Raw genomic sequence first — 25,371 nt, forward strand, 5'->3', positions numbered from 1 at the left:
ACGGACATGGTGAGATGGGCGCTGATCTGCCTGGTCTTCGTGCTGGGTGGTTGTCGCAGCGCCGATGATGCCGTCATTCGCTTCGCCGTGGCCACCGCGCCAAGTGTGCTCGACCCGCGCATCGCCAGCGATGCCGCCTCCGAGCGGGTCAATGAGCTTTTGTACGACCGGCTGGTCACGCTCGATGACCACGGGCAGCCGCAACCCGCTATGGCGGAATGGGAACGACGCTCACCGACACATTACCGCCTGCGCCTCCGCCCGGACAGGGCGACGTTCTGGGATGGCGCGCAGCCTGATGCGACCGATGTCGCCGCGACCTATCGCAGCGTGCTCGATCCGTCGACCGGTTCGCCGCATGCAAGCACGTTGTCGCACATCGATCGTATCGACGTGATCGATGACAGCACGCTGGATTTCGTGCTGACCCGCGAGGCCCCATTGTTTCCGTCCCGCCTGACCATCGGCATCATTCCGGCTGAGGTGATCGGCCAGCGCAATCTCGCGCGCGACCCGGTCGGTAGCGGCAGCTTCAGATTCAAGCGCTGGCGCGATGACGGCGGGTTGCTTGTCGAACGACGCGAAGATCAGCAGGTGGTCGCGTTCGAGCCGGTGGCCGACGCCACGATGCGCGCGCTCAAACTGATGCGTGGCGAGGCCGACCTGCTGCAAAACGATATGCCGCACGAGCTCCTGGACGTGCTTGGCGAGAAACCCGGGCTTGCATTGCAGGAAACCCGGGGCATCACGTTTGCCTATATCGGTTTCAACCTGCGTGATCCGGCGCTGGCCAATCACGATGTGCGTGCCGCGATTGCCCATGCGATCGACCGTGCTTCGATCGTGCGTTACATGTTTGGTGGTCGGGCTGAGCTGGCAGAATCGGTGTTGAACCCGACGCATTGGGCAGCTGGAGGCGAGCTGCAAGCCTATGCCTTCGATCCGGAGAAGGCGCGCGAGCTGTTAAAGCGCGCCGGCTATGACACGGCCCATCCACTCAAGCTGACCTACAAGACATCGACCGACGCCCTGCGGGTGCGGATTGCGCACGTCCTGCAAAGCCAACTCGCGGATGTCGGTATCGAGCTGACGATTGCCAGCTACGACTGGGGCACCTTCTTTGGCGATATCAAGGCCGGGCGGTTTCAGATGTATGGATTGGCCTGGGTTGGTGTCAACTCACCGGATATCCTGCGCTATGCCTTTCACAGTGAGTCATCACCGCCTGCCGGTGCGAATCGTGGTGGCTATTTGTCGACCGACGTGGATGCGTTGATCGATCGCGCAGAACGGTTGGACGCGGATGCCGCTGCGCCGCTGTATGCGCAGATACAGCAACGCGTGCATGCCGATCTGGTTTATGTCCCCTTGTGGTACGAGTCGAATGTAGCGGTCAGTCGCAACCTCTCCGGGTACCTGCCGCATTACGACGGCAGTTACCTGTCATTGAACGGCGTCAGGAAAGACCATGTCGCAGAGTAAGAGTCGATGGCTTCGCGTGGATATCGCCGCCCAGACATTGACGGTGTTCGACGGAGCACACCCGGTCAAAGAGTGGCAGGTATCGACGGCCCTGAATGGCGCGGGTGAGAAACGCGACTCGGGATGTACACCGAGGGGAGAGCATCGCATCCGGATCAAGGTCGGCGCCGGTTGCCCGCTCAACACGGTGTTCGTCGCACGTCGGCCGACCGGCGAGCGCTACGACGCGCAGCTTGCGGCCGGCCACCCCGACCGCGATTGGATACTGACACGCATCCTGTGGCTCAGCGGGCGCCAGCCAGGCATCAACCGTGGCGGAGATTGCGACACCTTACGGCGCTACATCTACATCCATGGCTGTCCCGACACCGAACCCATGGGTATCCCGCTGTCGCACGGTTGCATCCGCATGTGGAATCACGACATCGTCGAGCTGTTCGATATGGTCGAGGCCGGCACGCGAGTCGAGATCGTACAGGGGAACAGTCCCTTCTGATGCGCGCCCTGTTCAGCTCCGTGATGGATACCTTGCTGGTGTTGTTCGGCGTCAGCACCCTGGTTTTCCTATTGCTGACATTGATCCCGGGCGACCCGGTCGACGTGGCGCTCGGCGAGTCGGCACGCGCGGCCGATCGCGAGGCCATGCGCCAGGCACTCGGTCTCGACCAGCCACTGCCGCAGCGATGGGCAGGGTTCTACATCGACCTGGTGCAGGGCGATCTCGGTGAGTCGCTGATCAAACGTCAGCCGGTCAGCGACATGATCCTCGAGCGCCTGCCGGCGACCTTGCAGATGGCGGCGGCCGCGTTTGTGATCGTCGTGCTGGTCGCGCTGCCGTTGGGTTCGCTGGCGGCAAGACACAAAGGGCAGTGGATGGATCGCTCGGCGCAGAGTTTCGCGTTGTTCGGCTTGTCGATTCCGAACTTCTGGCTCGGCCCGCTGCTGGTGTTGCTGTTTTCCGTGTACCTCGGATGGACGCCCGTCAGCGGCAATAAAGAGCCTGGCAGCCTGATTCTGCCGGCGGTTACGTTGGGCCTATCGATGGCTGCGATCACCACGCGTATGGTGCGCGCCAGCCTGCTCGAGGTCGAAAACCAGGCATTTCTGCGAACAGCGCGCTGCAAGGGGCTGAGTGAGCCGGCAGTGATGCTGCACCATGCATTCCCCAATGCGATGTTGCCGGTGATCACCGTGCTCGGCCTGCAACTGGGTAGCCTGCTGGCCGGCGCAGTGATCACCGAGGTGGTGTTCAGCTGGCCCGGCATCGGTTCGCTACTGGTCGACGCGATCAAGCAGCGTGACTACCCGGTGGTGCAGGGCGTGGTGCTGGTGATTGCCCTCGGCTACGTGCTGGCCAACCGGCTCAGCGACCTGGTTGCGGCCTGGGTCGACCCGCGTCTGCGAGAATCCCGCTGATGCGGTGGTCGGCGCTGATCCTGGCTGCCTGGGTGCTGATGGGCCTGGCGGCGTTGCTGCCGGGGCTCGAACCCAACAGGATTTCTCTGCCGGAGTTGTTCGAGCCACCGTCGAGTGAGCATTGGTTGGGAACCGATGACCTGGGGCGATCGATGGGCGATCGACTGGTGTCCGGTGCCGGGGTTTCGTTGCTGGTCGCGATCGTGACGGTCAGCCTGTCGGCATTGATCGGCATCAGCGTCGGTTTGATCGCGGGTTACTTGGGTGGTGCGGTCGATAGGGTGATCAGTCGACTGATCGATGTTTTCCTGGCCTTTCCCGGCATGCTGCTGGCGATCGCGATGGCCGCGATGATCGGACCGGGCATCGACAACGTGATCATCGCATTGGCGACCATGGGCTGGGTGGGTTATGCACGCTTGGTCCGCGTGCAAGTTGCTGCATTGCGCCATCGTGAGCATGTGCAGGCAGCGACGGCGCTTGGGAGGACGGATGTCGCGATCATGCGACGCCACCTGCTGCCGCTGGTCATGGCGCCTGTGTGGATCGAAGTCAGCTTCGGCGTGGCGGGTGCGGTTGTTGCCGAGGCCGGGCTGTCGTTTCTCGGCCTCGGTATCCAGCCGCCCGCGGCTTCGTGGGGCGGCATGATTCGCGACGGGGTGCGTTACCTGTTGGTGGCACCGCACATGGTGATCGTGCCGGGGGTAGCGTTGTTTCTGGTCGTTCTCGCAGCCAATCTGTTTGGCGACGCGCTGCGCGATCGGCTGGATGTCACTGGACGTAATACGACGTGAAATACAGATCGGATATCAGCTCCTTGCCGGTCAGATCCTTGAGTGTCGTTTTTACCGATTCCAGGGTCGACTTGCGCAGTGCCTCTTTACCGTCGCGTGTCTGCAATTGTTTGCCGTTCTGCCCGGCCATCAGCAGTAGAATGGCGTGACGAATCGCCGGCGTGTGCAGTTCGATCTCCGGCAACGAGGTCGAATCGTCGGTCTTGAGCTGAACATCGCAACGGATGTAACGCGGGCCGCCGGTCAGGTTGGCGATGATTGACGGTTCGATGGCGTGGTATGCGACAGTTGCGGCTCCCTCTTCGTCGGCAGCGATCGCGGCGCCACCGGCAAACAGCGTGCAGATGAACAGAAGCAGGGTTCGCAGAGCTAGGCGCATAGCCGTTAATCCTATAGGTTGCATTCGTTATGCTGATAAATCATCTCTCTAGGCGCAGAGGAACAGTCTGATGCTGCATGGCCCGGTCATGATCGACCTGTTGGGCACCGAAATGACGCCCGAAGACCGCGAGCGCCTGCTGCACCCAGCGACCGGCGGGGTCATCCTGTTCAGCCGGAACTATTCATCGACGCAGCAGCTATATCGGCTGATTCGCGAGATTCATGAACTGCGCTCGCCGCATCTGCTGATCGCTGTCGATCAGGAGGGCGGGCGTGTGCAGCGCTTTCGCGAAGGCTTCACCCGTCTGCCCGCGGTCGCCGCCATTCAGGCCGCCGAGGGCGATATGCGGCGCGCCAAACAGACCGCGCGCGAACTGGGATGGCTGATGGCGGCCGAGCTGCGCGCCCTCGGCATTGATTTCAGTTTTGCACCCGTGTTGGATATCGACCGCGGCATCAGCAGCGTGATCGGCGACCGTTCGTTCGGCAGCACGGCCGAGGCGGTCGGTCAATTGGCCGGCGCCTGGATGCTGGGGGCGCGCGAGGCAGGCATGGTCAGCGTGGGCAAACATTTCCCTGGCCACGGCGCGGTGCAGGCCGATTCTCACCTCGCGTTGCCGGTCGACGATCGCCCTTTGTCTGCGATTCTCGCCGAAGATATACAACCGTTCGTGCGGCTTATCGACAATGGCCTCGAGGGCATCATGCCGGCGCATGTCATCTTTTCGGCATGCGATGCCGAGCCTGCCGGGTTCTCGCGTTTCTGGTTGCAAGACGTGCTGCGCAAGCAGTTGCGTTTCCAGGGCGTGGTGTTCAGTGACGATCTCAGCATGGCGGCGGCCGAACACGCCGGCTGCTATGCCGATCGTGCCCATGCCGCACTGCAGGCGGGTTGCGACATGGTGCTGGTGTGCAACAATCCCGAAGGCGCGGTGGAAGTGCTCGACGCGCTCACCGATTACCACGATCCGGTGGCGCATTCGCGTATGGTACGGCTTCACGGTCGGCCTGCACGCGATCTCGAGCGTCTGCACGAAGATGCGCGCTGGCGTGATGCAACCATGTTGGCGGCGAGCCTCTCGACTGAAAACAATTTGGCTTTGAATCTGGGTGAACCTGATGGATGAACTGCGCGAAGAAGTTGCACGCGTTATGCACACTGCCGACCGTCTGTACGCGCCACAGGAGGTCGAACAGGCTTTCACCCGGATGGCGAGCGAGATCAACCGGGATATGGCGGGCCGCGACGTCGTCGCGATATGTGTAATGAATGGCGGCCTGGTTGTCTCCGGCATGCTGATCCCGCAACTCGACTTTCCGTTGCGCGTTGATTACATGCACGCCAGCCGTTATCGCGAGAAAACGTCGGGCGACGAACTGCACTGGAAGGTGAATCCATCGCAACCGATGGCGGGTAAAGACTTATTGCTGATCGATGACATCCTGGATGAGGGATACACGCTGGCGGCGATTATCGACTTTCTGCATTCACAGTCGCCGGCCAGTATCCGCTCAGCGGTCGCGTTCAAAAAGGAACACGACCGGGGTGTGAGGCCGCCGGTGGAATACATCGGGCTGACGGTACCGGACCGCTACGTGTTCGGCTACGGGATGGATTACAAAGGGTACTGGCGCAATGCGCCGGGTGTTTTTGCGGTAGCGGACTGATCATGGCAAAACAAGCACAGGGTGAACACACGCCGGTCGGCATCATCGGTGGTTCCGGACTGACACGGCTGCATGCGCTCAAAGTCGAACGCCAGGAGGTCATCAGCACACCGTATGGTGAACCGTCGGCGCCTTTGACCTTCGGCCGATTCGACGGCAACCCGGTGGTGTTTCTGCCGCGGCACGGCGCCGGGCACACCTTGCCGCCGCATGGTGTGAACTATCGGGCCAACCTGTGGGCGCTGCGTCACGTCGGTGTCGAAAGGGCAATCGGCATGGCCGCCGTTGGTGGAATAACCTCGGTCATGGCGCCCGGCGTGTTGTGCGTACCGGATCAGATCATCGATTACACCTGGGGGCGTGAGCACACCTTGTACGAGGGCGATCTCGAGAACGTCACCCATATCGACTTTACCGAACCGTATTGTGCCGAGCTGCGCGAGGCGCTGCTCGAATCGGCCAGTCAGGTCGGTGTGCCCATCTACAATGGCGGCACCTATGCGGCGACACAAGGACCGCGACTCGAGACAGCGGCTGAGATCAAGCGTCTGGAAAGAGATGGTTGCGATGTCGTCGGGATGACCGGCATGCCGGAAGCGGCGTTGGCCGCTGAACTGGGCTTGTGCTACGCCTGCCTTGCCTTGAACGTCAACTGGGCCGCCGGCAAAGGCGATGGTCCGATCACCATGGCAGAGATCGAACACAATCTCGAGCAGGGCATGGGAAAGGCCCGCAAGATCCTTGCTGCGGTCGCCGCCGTTTGATCGATCGCAGTATTTGCGCGGATCGGTCGACGATCATCGCGGGCGCGGCCGGAAATATGAGCCATAATGGTGGCTCAATGTGTATTTCGATCCACTGAGAGGAAAGTATGGCCACAGCACAACAGGGCGCGTCAGGCGGCTGGTTTTCAAAGATCGTCGTGGTGTTATTACTGGCGTTGGCTATTGGTCTTTATCTCCGCATCGTGATGGTCGATGGCGAACGCCAGCACAGCGGGCCGCCTCCTCAGGCCAATCTACGGGTGGAAGAGGGTGGCGCACTGTCCCAGGCGGGCGAACAGGAGCCTGCCGAGCTGCCTGCCGATCAAATGCTGGTGATTCAGCAGGTGTTTGCACCGGAGACGCTGGAAAAGTAGCGCAGGGCGAGTTTTCGGTTCGCCTCGCGTTGCATCTCTTATTTGCTGAGTATTGACAGATAACATTCAAAAACCTTGGCAAGCTTCTGATAAATAACGAAGATGTTCACCGGTCTCGGGTACGCCCGCCGCTGGTGGAGCGTTCAGGTGCGGCAAGACGACGACCCCGATCGGCCATCCCGCTGGCCGGGGCGTGTCGGCAGCCCGCGTTACATCCTGTCAAAGATGAATACCTAGATACACAACCATGCGCCAACAGGACGTTTGATCGGCATGCCTTTTCGACGCGGTATAGCGGTAGCCATCGCGGCAGGGTTTTTCGCGGTAACTCTCAGTTCCTGCGACCTGTTCGAATCTGAGCGCAGCGTTTTTGCGTCGTATCGAGCACCGCAAGGTGAGTCGGAAGTCGTTGTCGAGGTCGAAGAACCCGGTGCCGCATTCGCTCCGCACACGATATACGTGTCGCTGAGCCGCAAAGGGGATGCAGAGTCGTCGGTGCCGGTGTCAGTGCTGGAAACCCAACTGGCGAATGACGGGGCGAGCCTGAACCCATCCAATATTCGTGCACGCTGGGAAACGCCTCAACGTCTCTGGTTGTGTCTTCGTGGCGAAGAGCAGGCCGATCAGCTGCTCAGCATCGATATCTCGGCCGCGCGAGCCGTTGTCCAAACGCGAGAGTGCGGTGATGGATGGGAGCTGTGATGCGTTCGAGCAGGGCGTATCGGTACTCAATTCTCCGCAATCTACGGCGCATGAACCGATCGACACGCCGGAAAGTGATAACGCTCGCATTGGTTTTGCTGCCGGTTTGCACCGGGAGCGCCATCGCCACGGCTGCCGATGATGAGTGCACAGCCGCCAGACCGACGCCGATAACGAATGCCGCATCGGTGCGCGTGTCGGACTATCGTGCCGTACATACCGATGCACGCACACTTGAAGAAACTTTCGTGCTCGACAAAGAGCAGGCTGTTCGAATCGTGCACGGCGGTTGCGCCCATTATGGCTTCGACTATGTGTTCGAAATGAACGAGCCGCCGTCCACGCCCACGGCTCGGCTGGTAAGCGCGTTGGCGTTGACCGAGTTATTGGGGGAAGTCGCCAATGCCGGGCTTGGCAGCGCGATGGAGGCCGTGCGCCGGGTTGCCGAGACCGAAAGCTGGGATGGCAAAGAGCCCATCGAATCGATACCCGGTTACGAATGCGTTGAGGTCACGCTTGTGAGGCGCGATCCAAGGCCCGCCGAGCTGCATATCAGCATCGACATAGCGCTTTAGCGGATCTTCGGCTATCAATGTAAGTTCGCTTGATGGGCCATGCCGGTCGAATCGACATCAGTTCGACGACCGCGGCGTTTCTCGAACTCGATGACAATTGATGGACCCGATGAACGATACGATGCGAGAACAACTGTGGACGGTGCTTTCCGACTGCTGGCTCGACAACGAATTGGGTGATGACGATATTCTTCGCATCGCCGACTCCGTGCGAGAAACCGGTGTCAGCGAAGCGGAGTACTGGGACATATGCCGCTATGAGTTGGGGCCCTTCTTATGCCGCAACGGATTCGCAGCCGCCGGCGTGTGGAACGGGTTCGATGAGGGCTGGGTGATCAGCGAGGCGCGTCGTCGTCGTGAACACCGAGGTCTCGGCGTTTATGTCGCCGGCAGACTCGGCATTACGCTCCATCCGGCCAAAAGCGACTTACAGCAAATCGCCGCAGCGGCATTTGCAGACCGCCGACGATCGTAGTGGCAATGACCGCACAGTCAGAAGAACCTCGCCTCACGATGGTGCTGCTGCCGGGCATGGACGGTACGGGCGAACTGTTTGCCCCATTCCTGGAAATTCTCGGTCAAGACGTGGTGGCACGGGTCATCGACTATCCGCGTGACGAACCGATGGACTACGATCAGTTGACCGAGTTCGTGCTGCAGCGGGTTCCCAACGATGATCAACTTGTTATCTTGGGTGAGTCATTCGGCGGTCCGCTGGCTGTCCGAGTGGCAGACCGGCTTGGCGCGCGAGTGGCAGCGCTGATTCTGTGCTGCACCTTTCTGCGCAATCCCACGCCGCGCTGGGCGCCCTTGATGAAGGTGGCAGCGATGTTTCCGTTGAACCGTCTCCCTGGTTTTGCCGTGAACCATGTTCTGCTGAGCGGTCTGAATGACAGCGCACTTATCCGGTCGATACAGCGCGCTACGGCGAGCGTGCGCAGTCGGGTCCTGGCGCGTCGGCTGAAGGCCGTCACTCGTCTCGATGTCTCAGCGCTGCTGGCGAAATTGACTGCACCGGTAATGTGCATCGAAGGCACGAACGACAATCTTGTCGCGCCAGGTACGGCAACCGAGGTACAGATGCTCGTGCCATCCGCGCACACCGTGTTTATCGATGGTCCGCACTGCGTGTTGCAGGTCGCGCCAAAAGTCTGCGTAGAACAGATCGGCCGATTCCTCCATGCGCTTGACGACAACTGAGCAGTAGCCTCAATCGCCTCCTTTTCAGTCGCCTATTTCCGCCGAAACTACGCTGGAATAGGCCCTTTGCCTTGCAACCGTCCCCTGGTTTTTGCGACTCTGTCAACGATCGTTGGTTTACCCGCCAGGCAGGTGATAGATGTCGGTCCCGCTGCGCTCGACGCGCTTGTTCCTTTCCGTTTTCATTCTTGTGACACTTTTTGTTGGCATTGCCGAAGCGCAGGTGCCCGGCAACGTGCTGAATGCGGAGAAGGAAAATTCAGGGTCCGGCCAGGAGCAGGTCGATGCCTTGATCAAAACGCTGGAAGACCCTACGCAGCGCAAAAAGCTGATCGAGTCTCTGCGGAGTCTTTCCAAGGCCGACAACAACGACAGCGCCGATTCAACGGAAGAATCGGGATTTCAGACGGCCGCGACACAGTTGGTGGAGACGCTATCGGACCGGATGTCGGCAATTGCGGCCGCGGGCGACACGCTGCTTGTCGCGATTGAACGTTTGCCCGCTACGGCTGCGAAATGGGTCGATTCATTCGCTGATCCGGCGGTACGCCAGAAGCGGAAGACCAAAGGCCTGCACCTGCTCGTCGTGCTCGGCAGTGGCTTCGTTGCAGCGTTCATTGTCGGCTGGATCATTCGGCGCCTGCGCGGACGACGCGGCGAGCAGCCGCGGCAACGCTCGCTGACGCTGCGTGTCCTGTATCTTCTGGGTCGCTTCATCGTCGACATGCTGCCGGTCGTCGTGTTTGCCGGGTTAACCTACACCTTGCTGACGGTCTTCGACGTCGGTCGCGACCTGCGTCTGATCGCGATTGCATTGATCAACGCGTCGATCGTCTCCCGCCTGGTATTGGCCGTGTCGTCGTTTCTGTTCGCACCGAATGCGCCGCATCTTCGCTTGTGGCGCATCGGCGACGAAACAACGCACTATCTGCACCAATGGGTTCAACGCCTCACGTTCATTGCGGTGTACGGGTTCTTTGGTCTGCAGATCGGCCTGTTGATGGGGCTGCAGGGCGAGATCTACCACATCCTTCTGCGACTGTTGGGGCTAGCGGTGCTGGGCCTGCTGTTGGTGCTGATCGCACAGAACCGCGAAGCCGTTGCGTCGGCGATTGCCGGTAAGCGTCAGGACGGGGAAGAGCCTATCTCTCCGATGTCGTCGCTGCGCCGCGGATTGGCGAGCGTCTGGCATCTGGTCGCCGGCATCTACCTCATTCTCGTGTTCGGCATCTGGGCAATCGAGATGCGCGATGGCTCCGAGTTCGTCGTCAAAGCGACGGCGATCTCCTTGCTGGTCATCGCCGTGGCCTTGTTGATCGTGCGCGCGGTCGATCGCCTGTTCGATCGTGGCCTGCGGCTCTCCAACGACCTGCGTGAGCGTTTCCCTGGCCTCGAGCGACGTTTGAATCGCTACTTTCCCGTGTTGCGCAAGACAAGCAAGCTCATTGTTGCCGTGTTTGCCGGGCTGCTTGTGGCGGATGCGTGGGGCATCGATGCCTTGGGTTGGTTGGTCGATGGTGCAGGGCGGGGGTTGCTCGGCTCGACACTCAATGTGGTCATGATACTGGTCGTATCGATCTTCGTTTGGGAACTGGCCAGTGGGGTTATCGAACGTTATCTGGCGAGAGCCGATGAACAGGTGATGGGCCGCTATCGATCGCCGCGCACCCGCACCCTGCTGACGGTAGGTCGTAACGCCTTGCTGGTTTTGGTCACGGTGGTTGCAACCCTGATGGTGTTGTCCGAACTGGGCATCAACATCGCGCCGTTGCTGGCTGGGGCAGGGGTGGTCGGTCTGGCGATCGGCTTCGGTGCGCAACGTCTGGTGCAGGATGTGATCAACGGTGTGTTCATCCTGTTTCAGGACCTGATGTCGGTGGGTGACATCGTCAAACTCGGCGACTATTCAGGTGTCGTCGAGGCCCTGTCGATCCGCACCGTGCGCTTGCGCGACCTGGCCGGCGTCGTCCACACCGTGCCGTTCAGTTCGATCGAAGGCGTCAGCAACCTGACTCGCGAGTTCTCGTTCCACGTATTCGATCTCGGTATCGCTTACCGCGAAGACGTCGATGAGGTTATCGAACTGATCAAGTCGATCGGTGCCGAGATGCGCGAAGATGAAACACTGAAACCGTTGATCCTCGAAGACCTTGAGGTGTTCGGCCTGGACGCCTTCGGCGATTCGGCGATCGTTATCAAGGGCCGTATCAAGACCCGACCGATCAAGCAGTGGCAGGTCGGTCGTGCATTCAATCGCCTGATCAAGCAGCGTTTCGACGAGGCCGGTATCGAGATACCTTTCCCGCATCGCACGCTGTACTTCGGCGTCGACAAGGACGGCAATGCACCGCCAGCTTACATCCAGCTCGAAAACATGATGAGAGAAGCAGCCAGGGAGCCTGAACCGTCCGCGACGCGTTGAGGCTGCCGCTTTCTTGAGCCGTGTTCGCCGCCAGCCGGCAGGGACGGCGCTATGCGCGGAAGTCTCCGCGCAAACCTCGGCCCAGTGCCGCCGTGCGGCGCCAGCTGGGAACTACACCGCCACCGATGCCCATCCCTGACGCGTTACGACATTCTGTACTTCGCGGGCTTGACACTATAAATGCGAATCATTATCGTTCGTAAATAGAGGCTGGTGACGAGTATCGCTCGTCACCGGCCACGCAAACGCCAGCAACCTCGCCGTAGGCCGCGGTAGCCAGCTCCTGACCCGATTCATGAAACGTCAGCGAGGTGCCGAGGCTTGTTTCGCTCTGCTTCAACAATAAAAAATTTTTCTCTGCCATTGCGCGGTGCGGCCATCGGCCTGACCGCGCTGTGCGTATCCGCATCGCCGGCCAATGGCGATCAGCTTGCCGGTACGGCGGTATTGCAACCGCTCAAGGTCACGGCGACCAAGAGTGAGCGTGATCCGTTCAGCTCTCCAGAATCGATCAGCGTGGTCGATCGTCAACAGATCGAGGCGCAACAGGCGGTGTACCTCGGCGACCTGCTCGACGATCTGCCCAACGTCAGTATCGCGGGCGGTCCTCGCGGCATCGCACAGCAGGTGGTGATCCGCGGCGTCGGCGATGAACGCGTGGTGTTCCTGGTCGACGGTGCGCGGCAGAACTATTCACGTGCGCATAGCGGTCGCGTGTTCGTCGATGCACAGCTGTTGAAGCAGGTCGACGTATTGCGCGGTCCGGCCTCGGCGTTGTGGGGTAGCGGTGCGGTTGGCGGCGTGGTTGCGCTGACGACCAAGGACGCCATCGACCTGCTCGATCCCGGCGAGCGCGCCGGAGCGATGCTGCGCCTCGGCTATCAGAGTGTCACCGATCAGACGATCGTCGGCGGCAGCGCTTACGGGGTGTTCGGCGAGTCGCTCGATGTGTTGGTCGATGTCAGCGGACGCGAAGCCGACGATGTCGAACTGGGTGACGACACCACCTTGGCGCATTCGGCATTCGATATGCAGTCTTATCTCGGCAAGGTCACCTGGAATCACGCTACCGGCCACACGCTGGGCCTGGCATTGCAGGGTTACGAAGAACAGGGCGAGGTGCCGTCCAATCCGCAGACCGCCGGCACACCGGATGATCTGGTCGACAGCGAGACGCGCCAACGCAACGCCTCGCTGCGCTACGCCTTCGACGCCGAAGGCGATACAGGCCTGTGGCATCCATCGTTGCTGTTCTACCGCAACGCCACCGACGTCACCGAGCGGCGCCTGGTCGACGATCGCCAGGACGACACCGAGGTGGTCACGCATGGCATCGATGCACGCAACCGCATGTATTTTGCAACAGGGCCGGTGCGGCACGCCTTGATCGCAGGCGCCGACTATTTCAACGACGAGGCCGAAGCCAGTCGCAACGGCGCACCGCGCGATTCCTTTCCCGACGCGGAACAGTCCGTGCTGGGCGCCTACGTGCAGGACGAGATGGTGTTCGCCGATCGCTGGACCCTGACCCCCGCCTTGCGTTGGGACCGATACCGCAGCGAGGCGGACGGTCTTGGCGGTGAATCGCAGGAGGCAAGTGAGCTGTCGAAGAAGCTGACGCTGAGCTACGAGGTGAACAGCTGGTTGTCGGTGCATGCCTCGTACGCCGAGGCATTCCGTGCACCGGCGATCAGCGAGTTGTTCGTATCGGGCACCCATTTCACCTGCGGGCCGGGATGCGCCAACCTGTTCGTTCCCAACACCGATCTCGAGCCGGAGAAGGCGCACAACAAGGAAATCGGCATTCGCCTGCACAAGTCCGGTCTGTGGGCGGACGGTGACCGGGCGTCGGCGAAGCTCAATGTGTTCCGCAACGATGTCGACGACTTCATCGATCAGATCGTCAATTTCACCTTCGTCCCGGTGCCGGGTAATCCGGGGGCAGGCGGCGTCAGCTATTTCGAGAACGTCACCGAAGCACGTCTACAGGGTTTCGAGGCCGAGCTCGGCTACGAGGTGGCCAACTGGCGTCTCGACGTCGGCCATGGCCAGACCCGCGGAGACAACCTCACCACCGATGAACCGCTTGCCAGCATCCCTGCGGACGAACTCACGCTGGGGGTGGGTTACACCTGGCCGGCACATGCCTTGTCGCTGCAGTGGAAAAGCCGGTTCGTGTCCGATCAGGATCGCGTACCCGAAGGCATCGAGGCGACCGACAGCTATCAACTGCACGGTGTCGGGCTGACCTGGCGTCCGCGTTGGAACGGCAAAGACCGGGTACGCATCGACCTTGGCGTCGACAACCTGTTCGACGAGGACTATCGCCCGCACTTGTCGGTGCTGAAGGGACCGGGTCGCAACGTCAAGGCGTCGATCGCGATGCGCTTCTGATGGGTGACATGCATGTATCGCGAACAACAGCAGGAGATGAGGTTATGAGAGGCGCACTGGATTGCGACACCGATGTCCACGAAGCTTTGCGTGATCGTTGGTACCGGTTACGACACGACAATCCCAAGCTGCGCATCCGCGATGCCGCACGCTTGTTGGACGTCAGCGAGATGCACCTGGTATCGCTCGGCTGCGGCGAGAGCGCGACGCGATTGTCCGACCACTGGCTGGCGATGGTCGCCCAGTTCGCCGATTTCGGTGATGTGATGGCGCTGACGCGAAACGATCTGGCCGTGCACGAGTTGACCGGCCACTATGTGGCGGGTTTCGGCAAGGCCGGTGAGCTGAACGAACTTGGCGGCAGCGAGCGCCGCCTCGATCTGGAGCAATGGGCGTTCGCGTTTGCCGTGTGCGAACCCACCGCAGCGTCGAACCGCTACAGCATTCAGTTCTTCGATCATGTCGGCGACGCCGTACACAAGGTGTATCTGACCGATCGTAGCGATCGTGCGGAATACGCGGCCTTTGTATCGCGTTTTCGCGCCCAGGATCAGCGCCCCGGCAGTGAGCCTGTCGCGTTGACCACGGCCGGCGATCTGTCCTCCGGCTTGGCGGCGGCGAGCGATGGTGTCGCCGGCGACCACCAACAACGCTCGCTGTCGACCAACGCTGTGTCGACATTGCTCGCGATTGCCGCCGAGCGCGGGCTCGACGTGCTGGTCGATGTGGCCAACGCAGGCGCACTGCAACGCTACGCCGGCAGAATCAGCAACACCTGCGTCACCGGCCCCTGGTTCAACGTGCTGGACAAAGCATTCAGCCTGCACCTGCGCGAGGACGGCATTGCGCGTGTTGCGTTGACGGCAAGCGGCGACGACACCCGTGCGATTGCAGTGCGCGCCTACGACAGCCGCGGCGCAAGCATCTGTGGTTTGTCGATCCGCACCGCGAAAGACCGCTTTTCGCAGCATGCCCTGCAGTTGGCGCTGAACTCGCTGCGCGCACCGACAACCGACGCTGTCGCCGACAGTGCCGAGCAACCCGCTTAGCCAAGGAGATCTCACCCATGAACGCCCAGATCGACGAACTCGAAAACGTGCAGATAGAGCTCACTGCGCTGCGTCGCAGCTTTTCGACCCTGCAACTGGCGACGGTCAACCCGCTCGGCGAACCCGATGCCAGCTATGCCGCGTATGTCGAACACGACGGCAACTACTATGTCTTCATCAGCGAACTGGCCTCGCATACCTGCAACCTGCTGCACAATCGGCGCGCCAGCGTGTTGTTCATCGAGAACGAAGCCGAGGCGGATCACCTGCTGGCACGCAAGCGGCTCAGCTATCAGTGCGCGGCCGAGCGTGTCGAACGCAATCGGGACGAGTTCGATCAGGTGTTGGAGCAGTTCGCGTTCAGGTTCGGCAACCTGATCGACACCTTGCGCGGATTGCGCGATTTCCACCTGTTCCGATTGACCCCGGTAAGAGGCCTTTACGTGGCGGGCTTCGCCAAGGCCTACGCGATGGATGCCGACGATCTCGGTCGCTTGCGCCACCTGCGCGATCGCGGTCACCAACGCGTCGCTGACGATACGGGCGCGAACTGACCAAAAACGAACTCTACGAGGAACGTGCGATGTTCAGACTCGGCTACAGTACCTTGGTCGTCGGTGTGCTCCTGGCGTTGCTGCTGTCAAACGTTCGCGCCGTTGCCCAGCAGCAGGAGCGGCGGATCGTCGTGGTTGGTGGCGCATTGACCGAGATCGTTTACGCCCTGGGTGAACAGGCCGACGTCGTCGGTGTCGATACCACCAGCCAGTGGCCATCCGCGACCAAAGCATTGCCCAATGTTGGCTATCAGCGTGCCCTATCGGCAGAAGGCGTGGCCTCGCTGACGCCGTCGTTGATGCTGGTCAGTGACGATGCCGGTCCGCCGGGTGTACTGCAGCGGCTGCGCGAAAGCGGCATGCGTATCGAAACGGTTGCCTACAAAGACACCGAAGATGGCTTGGTGCGCAAGGTGCTGCATGTCAGCCGGGTGCTCGGGGTGCCGCAACGCGGCGCACAGCTGGCGGGTGAACTGGCGCGCCTGATGGATCTTCAGGCGGAACGCGTTGCGACGTTCAGCAGCAGGCCGAGGGCGGCGTTTCTGCTGAGCGTCGGTAAGGGCAACCATCTGGCGACGGGCACCGACACGACCGCCGATGCCTTCATCCGCCTGGCCGGCGGCGTCAACGCGCTTGGCGGATACAGTGGTTACAAGCCGGTGAATGCCGAGGCGATGATCGAAGCAGCCCCCGAGGTACTGCTGACGACCGCCGACTCACTCGAACAGGTGGGTGGTGTCGACGGCCTGCTGGCGCTGCCCGGTGTCGCGGCGACACCCGCCGGCAGATCCAGACGCATCATCGCGCTCGACGGGCTTTACCTGCTCGGGTTCGGGCCGCGCACACCGCAGGCCCTGGCCGAACTGACCGACAGGCTGCACGCGCACCGCGTGGCCGACAGCCGGGTCGACACACCATGAACACCGCGACCATCGCACAGCGCGTGCGCTTTGACTGGGCCATGCCGTCACGCGCCGTGCTCGGCATTGCCGTGTCGGCAGCACTGCTGTTGATTGCGGTGGTCGCTTCGCTGTCGGTCGGTGCGGTCAAGATACCGCCGGCATCGATTGTCGACATCATCGCCGGTGCATGGGGCGATGCGACGCGCTCGGACGATGCGCAGGCGTTCGTGCTGTTGCAGATTCGCCTGCCGCGCACGCTGCTGGCGGTGCTGGTCGGCGCTTCATTGGCCATCGCCGGGGCGGCCATGCAAGGGTTGTTTCGCAATCCATTGGCTGACCCGACCTTGATCGGTGTGTCGGCGGGCGCGGCATTGGGCGCGGTGAGTGTGATCGTGTTGGGCGGCTCCCTGTTCAGCATTGCGTGGTTGGGCGCCTCGGCTGTACCGCTGGCCGCTTTCGTCGGCAGTCTGCTGGCAACCGCGGTGGTGAAAAGGCTGGCGACCAGCGAGGGGCGCACCGATGTGGCGACGCTGTTGCTCGCCGGCGTTGCGGTGCAGGCCGTCGCGATGGCCGGTGTCGGCCTGCTGACTTATCTCGCCGACGATGCCCAGCTGCGCACGCTGTCGTTCTGGACCCTGGGTAGCCTGGGCGGTGCCGGGTGGTCATCGCTGTTGTTCGCCGCGCCGTTGATGCTGGCGGCGATCCTGATCATTCCGGTCAAGGCTGCGGCGCTCAATGCGATGTTGTTGGGCGAGGCCGAGGCAGGCCACCTGGGCTTCGATACGCAACGCCTGAAGCGCGTGCTCGTGTTGCTGGTCAGCGGCGCAGTGGGTGCCGCCGTTGCCGTCAGCGGCATCATCGGTTTCGTCGGCCTGGTCGTGCCGCACCTGTTGCGCTTGATCGTCGGACCGGATCACCGCTGGTTGCTGCCAGGGTCGGCCTTGTTGGGTGCGGCGCTAATGCTGTCTGCCGATCTGCTGGCGCGTACCCTGGTCGTGCCGGCCGAGTTGCCGATCGGCATCATCACGGCGCTGTTGGGCGGGCCTTTCTTCATCTGGCTGCTCGTCAGGCGTCGCCAGGAGATCGGCGTATGACGCTGCATGCCCATGATCTGGGGTTCGCAGTTGGCGGGCGCTGCCTGCTCGAACAGGTGGATCTCGAGGTATCCCCCGGTGAGGTCGTAGCCGTTGTCGGTCCGAATGGGGCAGGCAAGAGCACCTTGTTGAAACTGCTGAGCGGCGATCTTGTTCCCACATATGGTGGCGTCGCGCTCAATGGTCGACGCTTGCGAAACTGGAGCCGCCTGCAACTGGCGCAACAGCGCGCGGTGTTGCCACAGCACAATCACCTGAATTTCCCTTTCTCCGCGATTGAAGTGGTGTCGATGGGCAGGTCGCCACATCAGCGGGTGGGGCGCGGTCACGACCGGACGATTATCGAACAGGTGATGCACGAGGCCGATGTGATGCACCTGGCGACACGACGTTTTTCAACCCTGTCCGGCGGCGAGCGCCAACGGGTTCACCTGGCGCGCGTGTTGGCGCAGATATGGGACGACCCGCTTGGCGTGGCGCGCTATCTGCTGCTCGACGAGCCGACCTCGGCGCTCGATCTGGCGCATCAGCAACGCACCTTGCAGATTGCCCAACGGTTGGCACATGAACGCGGCATCGGCGTGGTCGCCGTGTTGCACGACCTCAACCTGACGGCCTGTCATGCCGATCGCGTTGTCTGTCTGAAGCAGGGGCGTATGCTGGCACAGGGCGTGACCGACACGATCATCGATGCACCGTTGCTGCAGAGCGTGTACGGACTGCCGTTGCACGTGGTGCCGCATCCGGCGCTGCACGGCAAGAAGCTGGTGGCGATGGGAGACGCCACGATGCCGGCGATGGCCGACACCGGCGCCTGATCGTCACCACCAAAGCCAGCCGTGACTGCCGGCAGCCGCACCCGCGACCGTCAGCAGGCTCAAGCTCATCAAGACCCAATGCAGGCGATGGATGCGTTTGAATACCTGTGTCGGGTTACGACGTGCAGATTCAGCGAACCAACGTTTGAGGACCAGCGGTTCGAGTACGAACAGCATCAGGGTGAACAACACCCAGATCGCGACCATGGCGTGCATCCACCAGTACGATGGATCGGCAAAGCGTGACCAGGCATTGAGGTGATGGACCAGGTAAAAGCCGGAGAGACCGGTGAGCAGTGTGGTGACACGCGCCTGCCAGGCAAAGCGGTGTTCGATCAGTTCGAAGAACGCGACCTGTTCCTGCGGCGATTTGAAGCGACGCACGGCGGGGATGATTACCGTGGTGACCATCGCAACGCCGCCTATCCACAGCACGACACCCAGCACATGCAGGATGCGCGCAATCCCGAACTCGGTCATCGTCGATCGTCCGTCGGCTTCAGACGCCCTTGCTGAGCAACGCCGACAACGAGTAATTGACGCCTTTGCTCACCAGCACGTTCAGCGCCATCTTGCCGACCTGGCTGGCGATGTCGAACTGCCCGCGGTTGCCAGACGGCTTGCGCTTCGGCTTCGCTGCCGCGCGGGGTTTGTCGGCGTGCCCCAGGGTTTCGAAGATACAGTTGGCGCAGGTCTGTTGCGGGTCGTAGCAGACGGTAACGCATGCTGCCTTGTGGTTGAGGCGCACCGATTGCACGCCATGAATATCGCGTAGTCGTTGCAAAACCGATGTGTGGTTACCGTGCGCGCCTCGCAAGGCCTTCGAACGGACACGAAGACGGCCGGGGATATGGTGAACATACTCATTCATTGGCGTGACTCCGAAATCAAACAGTCATGGTCGGGCGTCAATATGTCGAGCGCCGACTGGGGATCGGCGATTACCTTGCGCTTTATCTGTTTGACACGTTATTGCGAATCGTTATGATTTGCAACAACAGAATTCTCACCGAAGTGCTCAAGCAGTTCCTATGATCGTCAGTACCGTTGCCGGCCGCATCCGGGTGCGTTCCAACCGTTTGAAATCCGCAAAGATTGCGCAGTCCGTCGAGGCCAGGGTCAAGCAGCTGGCCGGAGTCAATGAGGTCCGCATCAACGGCGCGGCCGCCAGCATGGTGGTGCACTTCGATCAGCGTGCGGCCGACATCGAATGGCTCGAAGACCAGATCGAGGCCATCTGCCGCCCGCAACCGCAGGCCAAGCCCAGGAACGGTTCGCGGCTGTCGAAACAGTTCAACCGGGCCACCAAGGTCGGCATGATGTCGACCCTGGCTACGTCGTTGGTCTATATCGCGCTCGGCAAGAAAAAGCCGCATGCGCAATTCGGCATCGCCTTCGTGGCCTTTGCCGGACTGCATATGGCGAAGCACGCACGGCAGCTGCTGCGATAGCGTTACCGCGCCGACGGGCTCAAGGCGTCATGCCTCGTCGCTGGGTGCCTCACCGGTGGGCTCGGGTTCGGCCGATGTCGCAGCCTTCTTGCGTGCCGGCGCCTTGCGGCGTACCGACTTCTTGGCAGTCGCCTTCTTTGCGGCTGCCTTTTTTCTGACGACTTTTTTCCTGGCCTTGGGTTTCGCCTCCACGACCTCGTCGTCGGCCGCTTTGCCTGGCTTACCGGAAACCTTGTCGCGCAGTTCGTCAAAGCCGTCGCTGACCTTGTCACTGACATTGCCGGCCGCACGCTTGATGTCGCGTCTGAGCTTCTCGTCTTTGTACAGGTAAGCTGCCAGGCCGCCCAGCACGGCGCCGGCTACCAGGGGGATGAGTGGAAGTGGCATGATGTCCTCCGTTAACGGTCGTTGACCGTGGTTTTCAGTGTACTCCCGTCCGGGAGTTGCAAGCTGCCGGGCGCACCGAGCCCGCGCAGCGCTTTCAATAACAATGCGACCGTCGTGCCGTTATGCAAGACCGCCGTACTGATCGGACTGAGCCAGCCCAGTGCAGCGCCGAGCATCACGCCGGTATTGACCGTAATGGCCGCACGATAATTCACCGCGACCAGTTGCATGGTCTTTTTGGCGATATGCAGCGCATTGGGCAGCAGCACGAGCTGGTCTTCGAGCAACACCACGTCGGCCGTGGCGCGGGCGAGTTCGGCACCGCGTGACATGGCGATGCCGACATCGGCGGCGATCAGTGCCGGGCCGTCGTTGACGCCGTCGCCGACGAACGCGACCTTGCGGCCTGCAGCGCGCAGATCGCCGATCACCTTGGCCTTGTCTTCGGGCACCTGTTCGGCAAACACCTCGTCGATACCGATCTCGTCGGCCAATGCCTGTGCGCGGGTACGATGGTCACCGGTCAACATCACCAGGTGACGCACGCCCAGGCGCCGCAGTTGGCGCAACACCTCGGCCGCCTCGGGGCGCACGGTATCGCGCAGGCCAATCAGGCCGATCGCCTCGCTGCTGGTGCCGACATACAGGATGGTTTTGCCGGCAGCTTCGAGTTCGGCGATCTGTGCGCCAAACTCGTCGAAACGGATCTGTTCGTGTTCTTCGAGATAGTGGCGACTGCCGATCAGCAGGCGGTCACCGTTGACCGGGCACGACATGCCATGTGCTACCAGGTAGTCGACCTCGCCATGGTCGATATGGTTGAGTTTTTCGGCATGCGCCTTGCGCACGATCGCCTGGGCGATGGGATGGCTGGCGTGTTCCTCGATCGACGCGGTAACCGCGAGCAAGCGGTCACGTGGCCAGCGTTGTTCGTCGAGCACGACCACGTCGGTCACCTGCAGTTCGCTGCGCGTCAGTGTGCCGGTCTTGTCGAACACTACGGTATCGATCGCCGCCAGCGATTCGACCACGTCGGCACCTTTGAACAGGATGCCGTTGCTCGCCGCATGGAACAGCCCGGACTTGAACGCCAGCGGTGTGCCGAGTTTGAGCGCGCAGGAATAGTCGACCAGAAACACCGATTCGAGTCGGCGTTCTTCGCCGGTCAGCAGGTAGACCAGGCCGCCGGTCCCCAAGGTCAGGTAGACCCGCTTGTCGGCAAGCCGTTCGGCGAGACGTTGGGTGTGCGAGGTCTTGTCGAGCGAATCGTCGATGAAACGCGCGATGCGCGCGGTGGTCGTGTCGTCGCCGACATGGCGTGCCTCGATGCGCAGGCGACCGTCCTCGATCACGCTGCCGGCGATCACCCGATCCATGACCTCTTTGCGCACCGGCACCGACTCGCCGGTAATCGCCGCCTGGTTGACCAGGGCGGTGCCGTCGAGCACGAGGCCATCAACCGCGATCTTTTCGCCGGGGCCGACCTCGATGCGTTCGCCGGCGCTGATCGCATCGTCGGGCACCTGGACCAGTACGCCGTTGCGCTCGACCCACGCGAGCGTCGGCTCGGGGCGCAGCAATTGGCGCAGCATGCGGTTCGACTGACGTTCCGTCTTGCGCTCGAGGTAGGTGCCCAGTTCCATCAGGAAGTCGGTGATGTTGGCGGTCAGGTATTCGCCCTTGCTGGCCGACAGACCGATGGCGACCGCATCCAGTACCTCGACCTTGATGCCGCGGTTGATGAAGGTGTCCAGACCGGTCAGCAGAATCTTGCTGATGTTCAGAAAGGTGGCGATGCGGCGTACCGGCGGCGACATGAAGGGCAGGGCGAGCATCAAACCGGCGCTGGTCAGCATCGGCGCCAACTCGGCGACCTGGTCGGGCTGCGTTTCGCCGCTCGGGATGCGTTCACGGCGCAGGCCGCGCAACAGCTGCACGATGGCGTCGCGCGAGTCGGGCGAGCCATCGTATTCGAGCACCAACGATCGTGCCTTGTGGTTGACACGTGCCTTGGTCACACCGGCGATCGATTCCAGCCAGGTTTGCAGCCAGGAGAAATCGATCAGGGGATCGGCCAGCATCGGCAGTCGCAGCCGCAGCCGATGCGCGGTTTCGTGAACCACGCTCAGCCCGTTGTCACCGCTGTCGACGCGCATATCCATACGTTACCCGCGGCCGAGCGCAGTCAGCCTGCGTTTGTGCAGCCACCAGGTGAGGCCTGCGCCGAGCAGTGTGCCGCCCAACAGCGCCAGTGTACTGTCCGCCAAGATGCCTGGCCGAGCGGCAGGTGCGCGCACAGGGTACTGACGTCGCGCTGCGGCACAGTGTTGAAACGCCGGCAGGTGATTGAACGCCGAGGCATTGCGCAGGTTCAGGAACACGTCGCGCACGTCGGGTTCGGTGACCTGCGTCAGCAGCTCGTCGTACATCCGGTAGTTGCCGATCTCGCCGCTGACGCCGGATTCGCAGGCATCGACGAGATCGGCGAACACGAAACGTTGCGCCTGCCATCGGTCCGCAATTGCGGGCACAGCGTGCGCTGTGTACAGCGCCAACAGCGCATCGATGTGACGTTGCTCGGCCTGTGCGATCACGGTGAAAGGCGCGACCTGACCGTAGGTGTGCAACACGCTTCGATAAGTGGCACGTGCGCGGTATTCGTCGTCCAGCGCGGTGTGCAAGGCAGCGATTGTGGTCGGCGACAGGGCCACGGTTTACTCCTGCTGGTCGGCCGCGTGCAATTCGGCCTCGGCATCTCTGAAGCGTTCCTTCATCTCCTCGACACCGCCCTGCACCAGTGACCAGGCCTTGACCGCCGTTTTGATCGTTGCGTGCTGAACCTTCTCGTTGGTCAGCAGATAGGCGACCGCTGCGCCGATCAGGGCGCCTTTGATGAAGCGCGGGTTGGTCAGCAGGTTGGTGCTGCGCACTGCCGGCGCATTGGCAACCGGGGGATAGGCGTACGCCATGCCGTAGCCCGGTGCATAGTTGGGCGGGGTGGGCGAGGCGTAGGGATTGGCGGGTGGCGTACCAGGCGGAGCATAAGGGTAGGCCGCGTAGTAGGGATGGTAGTAGCCGTTATTCATCGTGCGACTCCTTGGATTTCGCGGTGATTGCATACATCACGGCAGTGCCGGTGGCGACGCTAGCCAGCAGCGACAGCGCGGGATTACGCACGAACAGGCGGCCGACCGCGGTGGCGGCTGCGGTTGCCGCGCCGGCAGCCAGCCCGGCCTTGGCGGTTTGCTTCAATGCTGACGGCCAATCCGTCTGATCGGCACGCAGTTTGTGCAGATTGACCGCCGCGGCGCCGGTTGCGCCGACGATGGCACCGGTCTTGGCGGCCTGCAGCAGTTGGTTGAGTTCGCGTTGTTGTTGCCAGGGATCATTAGCCACCGGCTGGGACATCGGTACGGGATAGTTCATGCGGGCTGCTCCTCTTCGTCAGTTGTGTGCTCGCCGGTTGTTTGCTCATTGTCGGTGTCGTCATCGCCCAGGCCGCCCAAGCCGCTTTTCATCGCCTCGGCCGTTTTCGCCACGCCGCCGATCAACGAATCGCGCAGCCCCTCGTTGGAAATCAGCAGCATCGCCGCGGCACCGACCAATGCGCCTTTCCAGAAATCGCTGTCGTCGAGATTGAACAGGTTCTTGAGCATGCCCAGGCCGCTGCTGTCGGCCATGTTGCCGAGTGCTGCGGCGAATCCATCGGCGTTGGCCGAACCTGCATTTGCCGCTTGCGCCGCTGACGGATCGATGCCCGGCATCTGCGGGGGAAGCTGATACGGCATCGGGCCGGCCATACCCGGCGACGGCGGCATGTAGGCAGACGGGTAGCCGTAGTAGGGCATTGCCCAGCCGGGGTGGTACGGCGCGTGGTGCTGTTGCCACGGGTTGGCCGCGTAACCCGGGTCGTTCGGCGGAGCCTGTTGCGCATCGGGTTGCGCAGGCGCACCTTGCGGATGGGGGTGTTTCATGTCCATGTCGATTCCTCGTGATTCATATCGGTTCAGGTCTGTTGCGCTGCCGACACCGCTGCCGGGTTGGCCGCGATCAGACGCTGCAACAGCGACAGGGCCTGGTTTTCGTCGCCTTCGATCAGGGTCGTCCACCAGTCCGGCGCGATGCTCTTGGCGCGGTAGTTGACGACGACGGAGCCTGCGGCAGCATTGACGCGCACGTCGCTGATGCCGTCGATGGCCTGCATGACATCGTCGAGCACACCGGTGTTCACGCGCTTGAGTTCTTTCACCAGCGCCAGCTTGATGCGCAGACGGATCCGCCCCGGCACGTGGTGCACGATCTGCAGGTAACGACGCAGTTCCAGAAAGGGTTGCAGGTTCATGGCAGGTTGGTACTCATCGGAAGACAGCTGTTCATCGTTCACGCCGCGCATGCCTCTATGTGGTCGATCAATTCGCGGGCGAAGCGCCATTCGCGCGGCGCACCCGCGTCGTTGTCGTGCAGGTACACCTCGAGACCGACGTAGGTGAATGCCGGGTTGTCCCACAGCTCGCGCGGCACCCAGGTGTGCGCAATCGGCATACTGGCCTCGCTGAGCGATGCACCGGCCTGCTGTTCGACGATCTTCACCAGGCGCACCGTGTGTGCCTGATCGAACGCCGCCTGTTCGGGCAAAAGGCACGCCAGCATGGCGTTGTCATGGCAATAGATGTCGGCGCATGGCGAGGTCGCGCTGCATCCGCTGTGCAGGTCGATCAGCAGGCGGTAGCCGCGTCCGATCTGCTGTTTGACCTGCAGATAGATTTCGCGATGGCGTGTCCGGTAATAGAAGAGTTCGTTTGCCTTGGGGCGTGCATGCGAGATGCCTTCGGGAATGCGCAACACGTCGACCCGTTCATGGTCGAGCAGGTCGGCCACCCGGTCGCCGAAGCCGAGTTCTTCGCGGTGGATGCCGGTAACGAGAAGAGTGGTAGACATGGCCAT

Annotated in this window: 31 protein-coding genes; 20 read left to right on the forward strand and 11 right to left on the reverse strand. The window is 62.0% G+C overall.

Annotated elements, in window-relative coordinates; genetic code table 11:
- Window positions 1-6: 6 nt before the first annotated feature.
- From B1781_RS10740 to B1781_RS10755, 4 genes are read left to right on the forward strand one after another with little or no spacing between them, the layout of a single operon-like run.
- Window positions 7-1,482 carry an ABC transporter substrate-binding protein gene (locus tag B1781_RS10740; protein WP_078119667.1) on the forward strand — a complete coding sequence of 492 codons (1,476 nt, stop codon included), beginning with the start codon at window positions 7-9 and terminating at the stop codon, window positions 1,480-1,482.
- Complete coding sequence (locus B1781_RS10745) at window positions 1,469-1,978, forward strand: L,D-transpeptidase family protein (RefSeq protein ID WP_078119668.1); 510 nt, start codon at window positions 1,469-1,471, stop codon at window positions 1,976-1,978. Before B1781_RS10740 ends, B1781_RS10745 begins: the two co-directional genes overlap by 14 nt.
- Complete coding sequence (gene nikB, locus B1781_RS10750) at window positions 1,978-2,898, forward strand: nickel ABC transporter permease (RefSeq protein WP_078119669.1); 921 nt, start codon at window positions 1,978-1,980, stop codon at window positions 2,896-2,898. The genes B1781_RS10745 and nikB overlap by 1 nt, the downstream gene beginning before the upstream one ends.
- Window positions 2,898-3,692, forward strand: a complete 795-nt coding sequence (locus B1781_RS10755; RefSeq protein ID WP_078119670.1) for an ABC transporter permease — start codon at window positions 2,898-2,900, stop codon at window positions 3,690-3,692. The genes nikB and B1781_RS10755 overlap by 1 nt, the downstream gene beginning before the upstream one ends.
- Here the strand turns inward: B1781_RS10755 and B1781_RS10760 are convergent.
- Window positions 3,670-4,071, reverse strand: a complete 402-nt coding sequence (locus B1781_RS10760) for a flagellar basal body-associated FliL family protein (protein ID WP_164513337.1) — start codon at window positions 4,069-4,071, stop codon at window positions 3,670-3,672. The two genes, B1781_RS10755 and B1781_RS10760, sit on opposite strands and share 23 nt — an antisense overlap.
- Before the next feature lie 70 nt (window positions 4,072-4,141).
- On the opposite strand from B1781_RS10760, the gene nagZ reads away from it, so the two are divergent.
- The 15 genes from nagZ to B1781_RS10835 all read left to right on the forward strand — a co-directional run bounded on the left by nagZ (window position 4,142) and on the right by B1781_RS10835 (window position 18,589).
- A complete protein-coding gene (nagZ, locus tag B1781_RS10765; RefSeq protein WP_078119672.1) occupies window positions 4,142-5,200 on the forward strand; it encodes a beta-N-acetylhexosaminidase in 1,059 nt (352 codons plus the stop codon).
- Window positions 5,193-5,741 (forward strand): hypoxanthine-guanine phosphoribosyltransferase, encoded by a 549-nt coding sequence (locus B1781_RS10770; RefSeq protein WP_078119673.1) that lies wholly within the window; start codon window positions 5,193-5,195, stop codon window positions 5,739-5,741. The genes nagZ and B1781_RS10770 overlap by 8 nt, the downstream gene beginning before the upstream one ends.
- A gap of 2 nt (window positions 5,742-5,743) precedes the next feature.
- Window positions 5,744-6,505: an S-methyl-5'-thioinosine phosphorylase gene (locus tag B1781_RS10775; protein ID WP_078119674.1), complete on the forward strand. Its 762-nt coding sequence runs from the start codon at window positions 5,744-5,746 to the stop codon at window positions 6,503-6,505.
- Between the two features lie 107 nt (window positions 6,506-6,612).
- The gene (locus B1781_RS10780; RefSeq protein WP_078119675.1) at window positions 6,613-6,879 is read left to right on the forward strand and encodes a hypothetical protein; all 267 of its coding nucleotides are present in this window, start codon (window positions 6,613-6,615) and stop codon (window positions 6,877-6,879) included.
- Window positions 6,880-7,152: 273 nt separating this feature from the next.
- Window positions 7,153-7,581, forward strand: coding sequence for a hypothetical protein (locus tag B1781_RS10785; protein WP_078119676.1), 429 nt, complete (start codon window positions 7,153-7,155; stop codon window positions 7,579-7,581).
- Window positions 7,582-7,631: 50 nt separating this feature from the next.
- Window positions 7,632-8,156: a hypothetical protein gene (locus B1781_RS10790; RefSeq protein ID WP_078119677.1), complete on the forward strand. Its 525-nt coding sequence runs from the start codon at window positions 7,632-7,634 to the stop codon at window positions 8,154-8,156.
- A gap of 100 nt (window positions 8,157-8,256) precedes the next feature.
- Entirely contained in the window at window positions 8,257-8,631 is a 375-nt protein-coding gene (locus tag B1781_RS10795; RefSeq protein WP_078119678.1) for a DUF7079 family protein, read from the forward strand.
- 5 nt (window positions 8,632-8,636) lie between these two features.
- Window positions 8,637-9,356, forward strand: coding sequence for an alpha/beta fold hydrolase (locus B1781_RS10800; RefSeq protein ID WP_078119679.1), 720 nt, complete (start codon window positions 8,637-8,639; stop codon window positions 9,354-9,356).
- 139 nt (window positions 9,357-9,495) lie between these two features.
- Complete coding sequence (locus tag B1781_RS10805; protein WP_078119680.1) at window positions 9,496-11,778, forward strand: mechanosensitive ion channel domain-containing protein; 2,283 nt, start codon at window positions 9,496-9,498, stop codon at window positions 11,776-11,778.
- A 363-nt stretch (window positions 11,779-12,141) separates the two neighbouring features.
- Complete coding sequence (locus B1781_RS10810; RefSeq protein ID WP_164513338.1) at window positions 12,142-14,172, forward strand: TonB-dependent hemoglobin/transferrin/lactoferrin family receptor; 2,031 nt, start codon at window positions 12,142-12,144, stop codon at window positions 14,170-14,172.
- 44 nt (window positions 14,173-14,216) lie between these two features.
- Window positions 14,217-15,221: a ChuX/HutX family heme-like substrate-binding protein gene (locus B1781_RS10815; protein ID WP_164513339.1), complete on the forward strand. Its 1,005-nt coding sequence runs from the start codon at window positions 14,217-14,219 to the stop codon at window positions 15,219-15,221.
- Window positions 15,222-15,238: 17 nt separating this feature from the next.
- The gene (locus B1781_RS10820; RefSeq protein ID WP_078119683.1) at window positions 15,239-15,775 is read left to right on the forward strand and encodes a HugZ family pyridoxamine 5'-phosphate oxidase; all 537 of its coding nucleotides are present in this window, start codon (window positions 15,239-15,241) and stop codon (window positions 15,773-15,775) included.
- 29 nt (window positions 15,776-15,804) lie between these two features.
- Window positions 15,805-16,695 carry a heme/hemin ABC transporter substrate-binding protein gene (locus tag B1781_RS10825; RefSeq protein ID WP_078119684.1) on the forward strand — a complete coding sequence of 297 codons (891 nt, stop codon included), beginning with the start codon at window positions 15,805-15,807 and terminating at the stop codon, window positions 16,693-16,695.
- Window positions 16,692-17,771 (forward strand): FecCD family ABC transporter permease, encoded by a 1,080-nt coding sequence (locus B1781_RS10830; protein WP_125932022.1) that lies wholly within the window; start codon window positions 16,692-16,694, stop codon window positions 17,769-17,771. The genes B1781_RS10825 and B1781_RS10830 overlap by 4 nt, the downstream gene beginning before the upstream one ends.
- Window positions 17,768-18,589, forward strand: coding sequence for a heme ABC transporter ATP-binding protein (locus tag B1781_RS10835; protein WP_078119685.1), 822 nt, complete (start codon window positions 17,768-17,770; stop codon window positions 18,587-18,589). Before B1781_RS10830 ends, B1781_RS10835 begins: the two co-directional genes overlap by 4 nt.
- Window positions 18,590-18,592: 3 nt before the next feature.
- Here B1781_RS10835 and B1781_RS10840 read toward each other — a convergent pair whose 3' ends face one another.
- On the reverse strand, window positions 18,593-19,069 hold the full coding sequence (locus tag B1781_RS10840) for a hypothetical protein (protein ID WP_078119686.1): 477 nt from the start codon (window positions 19,067-19,069) through the stop codon (window positions 18,593-18,595).
- Between the two features lie 19 nt (window positions 19,070-19,088).
- Window positions 19,089-19,460, reverse strand: coding sequence for an HMA2 domain-containing protein (locus B1781_RS10845; protein WP_078119687.1), 372 nt, complete (start codon window positions 19,458-19,460; stop codon window positions 19,089-19,091).
- 160 nt (window positions 19,461-19,620) lie between these two features.
- Between B1781_RS10845 and B1781_RS10850 the strand changes: the two genes are divergently transcribed.
- The gene (locus B1781_RS10850) at window positions 19,621-20,040 is read left to right on the forward strand and encodes an HMA2 domain-containing protein (RefSeq protein ID WP_078119688.1); all 420 of its coding nucleotides are present in this window, start codon (window positions 19,621-19,623) and stop codon (window positions 20,038-20,040) included.
- 27 nt (window positions 20,041-20,067) lie between these two features.
- Here the strand turns inward: B1781_RS10850 and B1781_RS10855 are convergent, their stop codons facing one another.
- Genes B1781_RS10855 through B1781_RS10890 form a run of 8 tightly spaced genes read right to left on the reverse strand, consistent with a single transcriptional unit; the run spans window position 20,068 to window position 25,365 of the window.
- On the reverse strand, window positions 20,068-20,427 hold the full coding sequence (locus B1781_RS10855) for a YtxH domain-containing protein (RefSeq protein WP_078119689.1): 360 nt from the start codon (window positions 20,425-20,427) through the stop codon (window positions 20,068-20,070).
- 11 nt (window positions 20,428-20,438) lie between these two features.
- Window positions 20,439-22,589: a heavy metal translocating P-type ATPase gene (locus B1781_RS10860; RefSeq protein WP_078119690.1), complete on the reverse strand. Its 2,151-nt coding sequence runs from the start codon at window positions 22,587-22,589 to the stop codon at window positions 20,439-20,441.
- Between the two features lie 3 nt (window positions 22,590-22,592).
- A complete protein-coding gene (locus B1781_RS10865; protein ID WP_174575407.1) occupies window positions 22,593-23,138 on the reverse strand; it encodes a ferritin-like domain-containing protein in 546 nt (181 codons plus the stop codon).
- A 3-nt stretch (window positions 23,139-23,141) separates the two neighbouring features.
- Complete coding sequence (locus B1781_RS10870; RefSeq protein ID WP_078119691.1) at window positions 23,142-23,513, reverse strand: hypothetical protein; 372 nt, start codon at window positions 23,511-23,513, stop codon at window positions 23,142-23,144.
- Window positions 23,506-23,853 (reverse strand): hypothetical protein, encoded by a 348-nt coding sequence (locus B1781_RS10875; protein ID WP_078119692.1) that lies wholly within the window; start codon window positions 23,851-23,853, stop codon window positions 23,506-23,508. The genes B1781_RS10870 and B1781_RS10875 overlap by 8 nt, the downstream gene beginning before the upstream one ends.
- A complete protein-coding gene (locus B1781_RS10880; protein ID WP_078119693.1) occupies window positions 23,850-24,407 on the reverse strand; it encodes a hypothetical protein in 558 nt (185 codons plus the stop codon). The genes B1781_RS10875 and B1781_RS10880 overlap by 4 nt, the downstream gene beginning before the upstream one ends.
- 26 nt (window positions 24,408-24,433) lie before the next feature.
- A complete protein-coding gene (locus B1781_RS10885; RefSeq protein ID WP_125932023.1) occupies window positions 24,434-24,811 on the reverse strand; it encodes an HMA2 domain-containing protein in 378 nt (125 codons plus the stop codon).
- A complete protein-coding gene (locus B1781_RS10890) occupies window positions 24,808-25,365 on the reverse strand; it encodes a hypothetical protein (RefSeq protein WP_125932024.1) in 558 nt (185 codons plus the stop codon). The genes B1781_RS10885 and B1781_RS10890 overlap by 4 nt, the downstream gene beginning before the upstream one ends.
- Between the last annotated feature and the right edge of the window lie 6 nt (window positions 25,366-25,371).

The sequence above is a fragment of the Thiosocius teredinicola genome, from assembly GCF_002009425.1.
In the GTDB taxonomy this organism is placed as follows: domain Bacteria; phylum Pseudomonadota; class Gammaproteobacteria; order Chromatiales; family Chromatiaceae; genus Thiosocius; species Thiosocius teredinicola.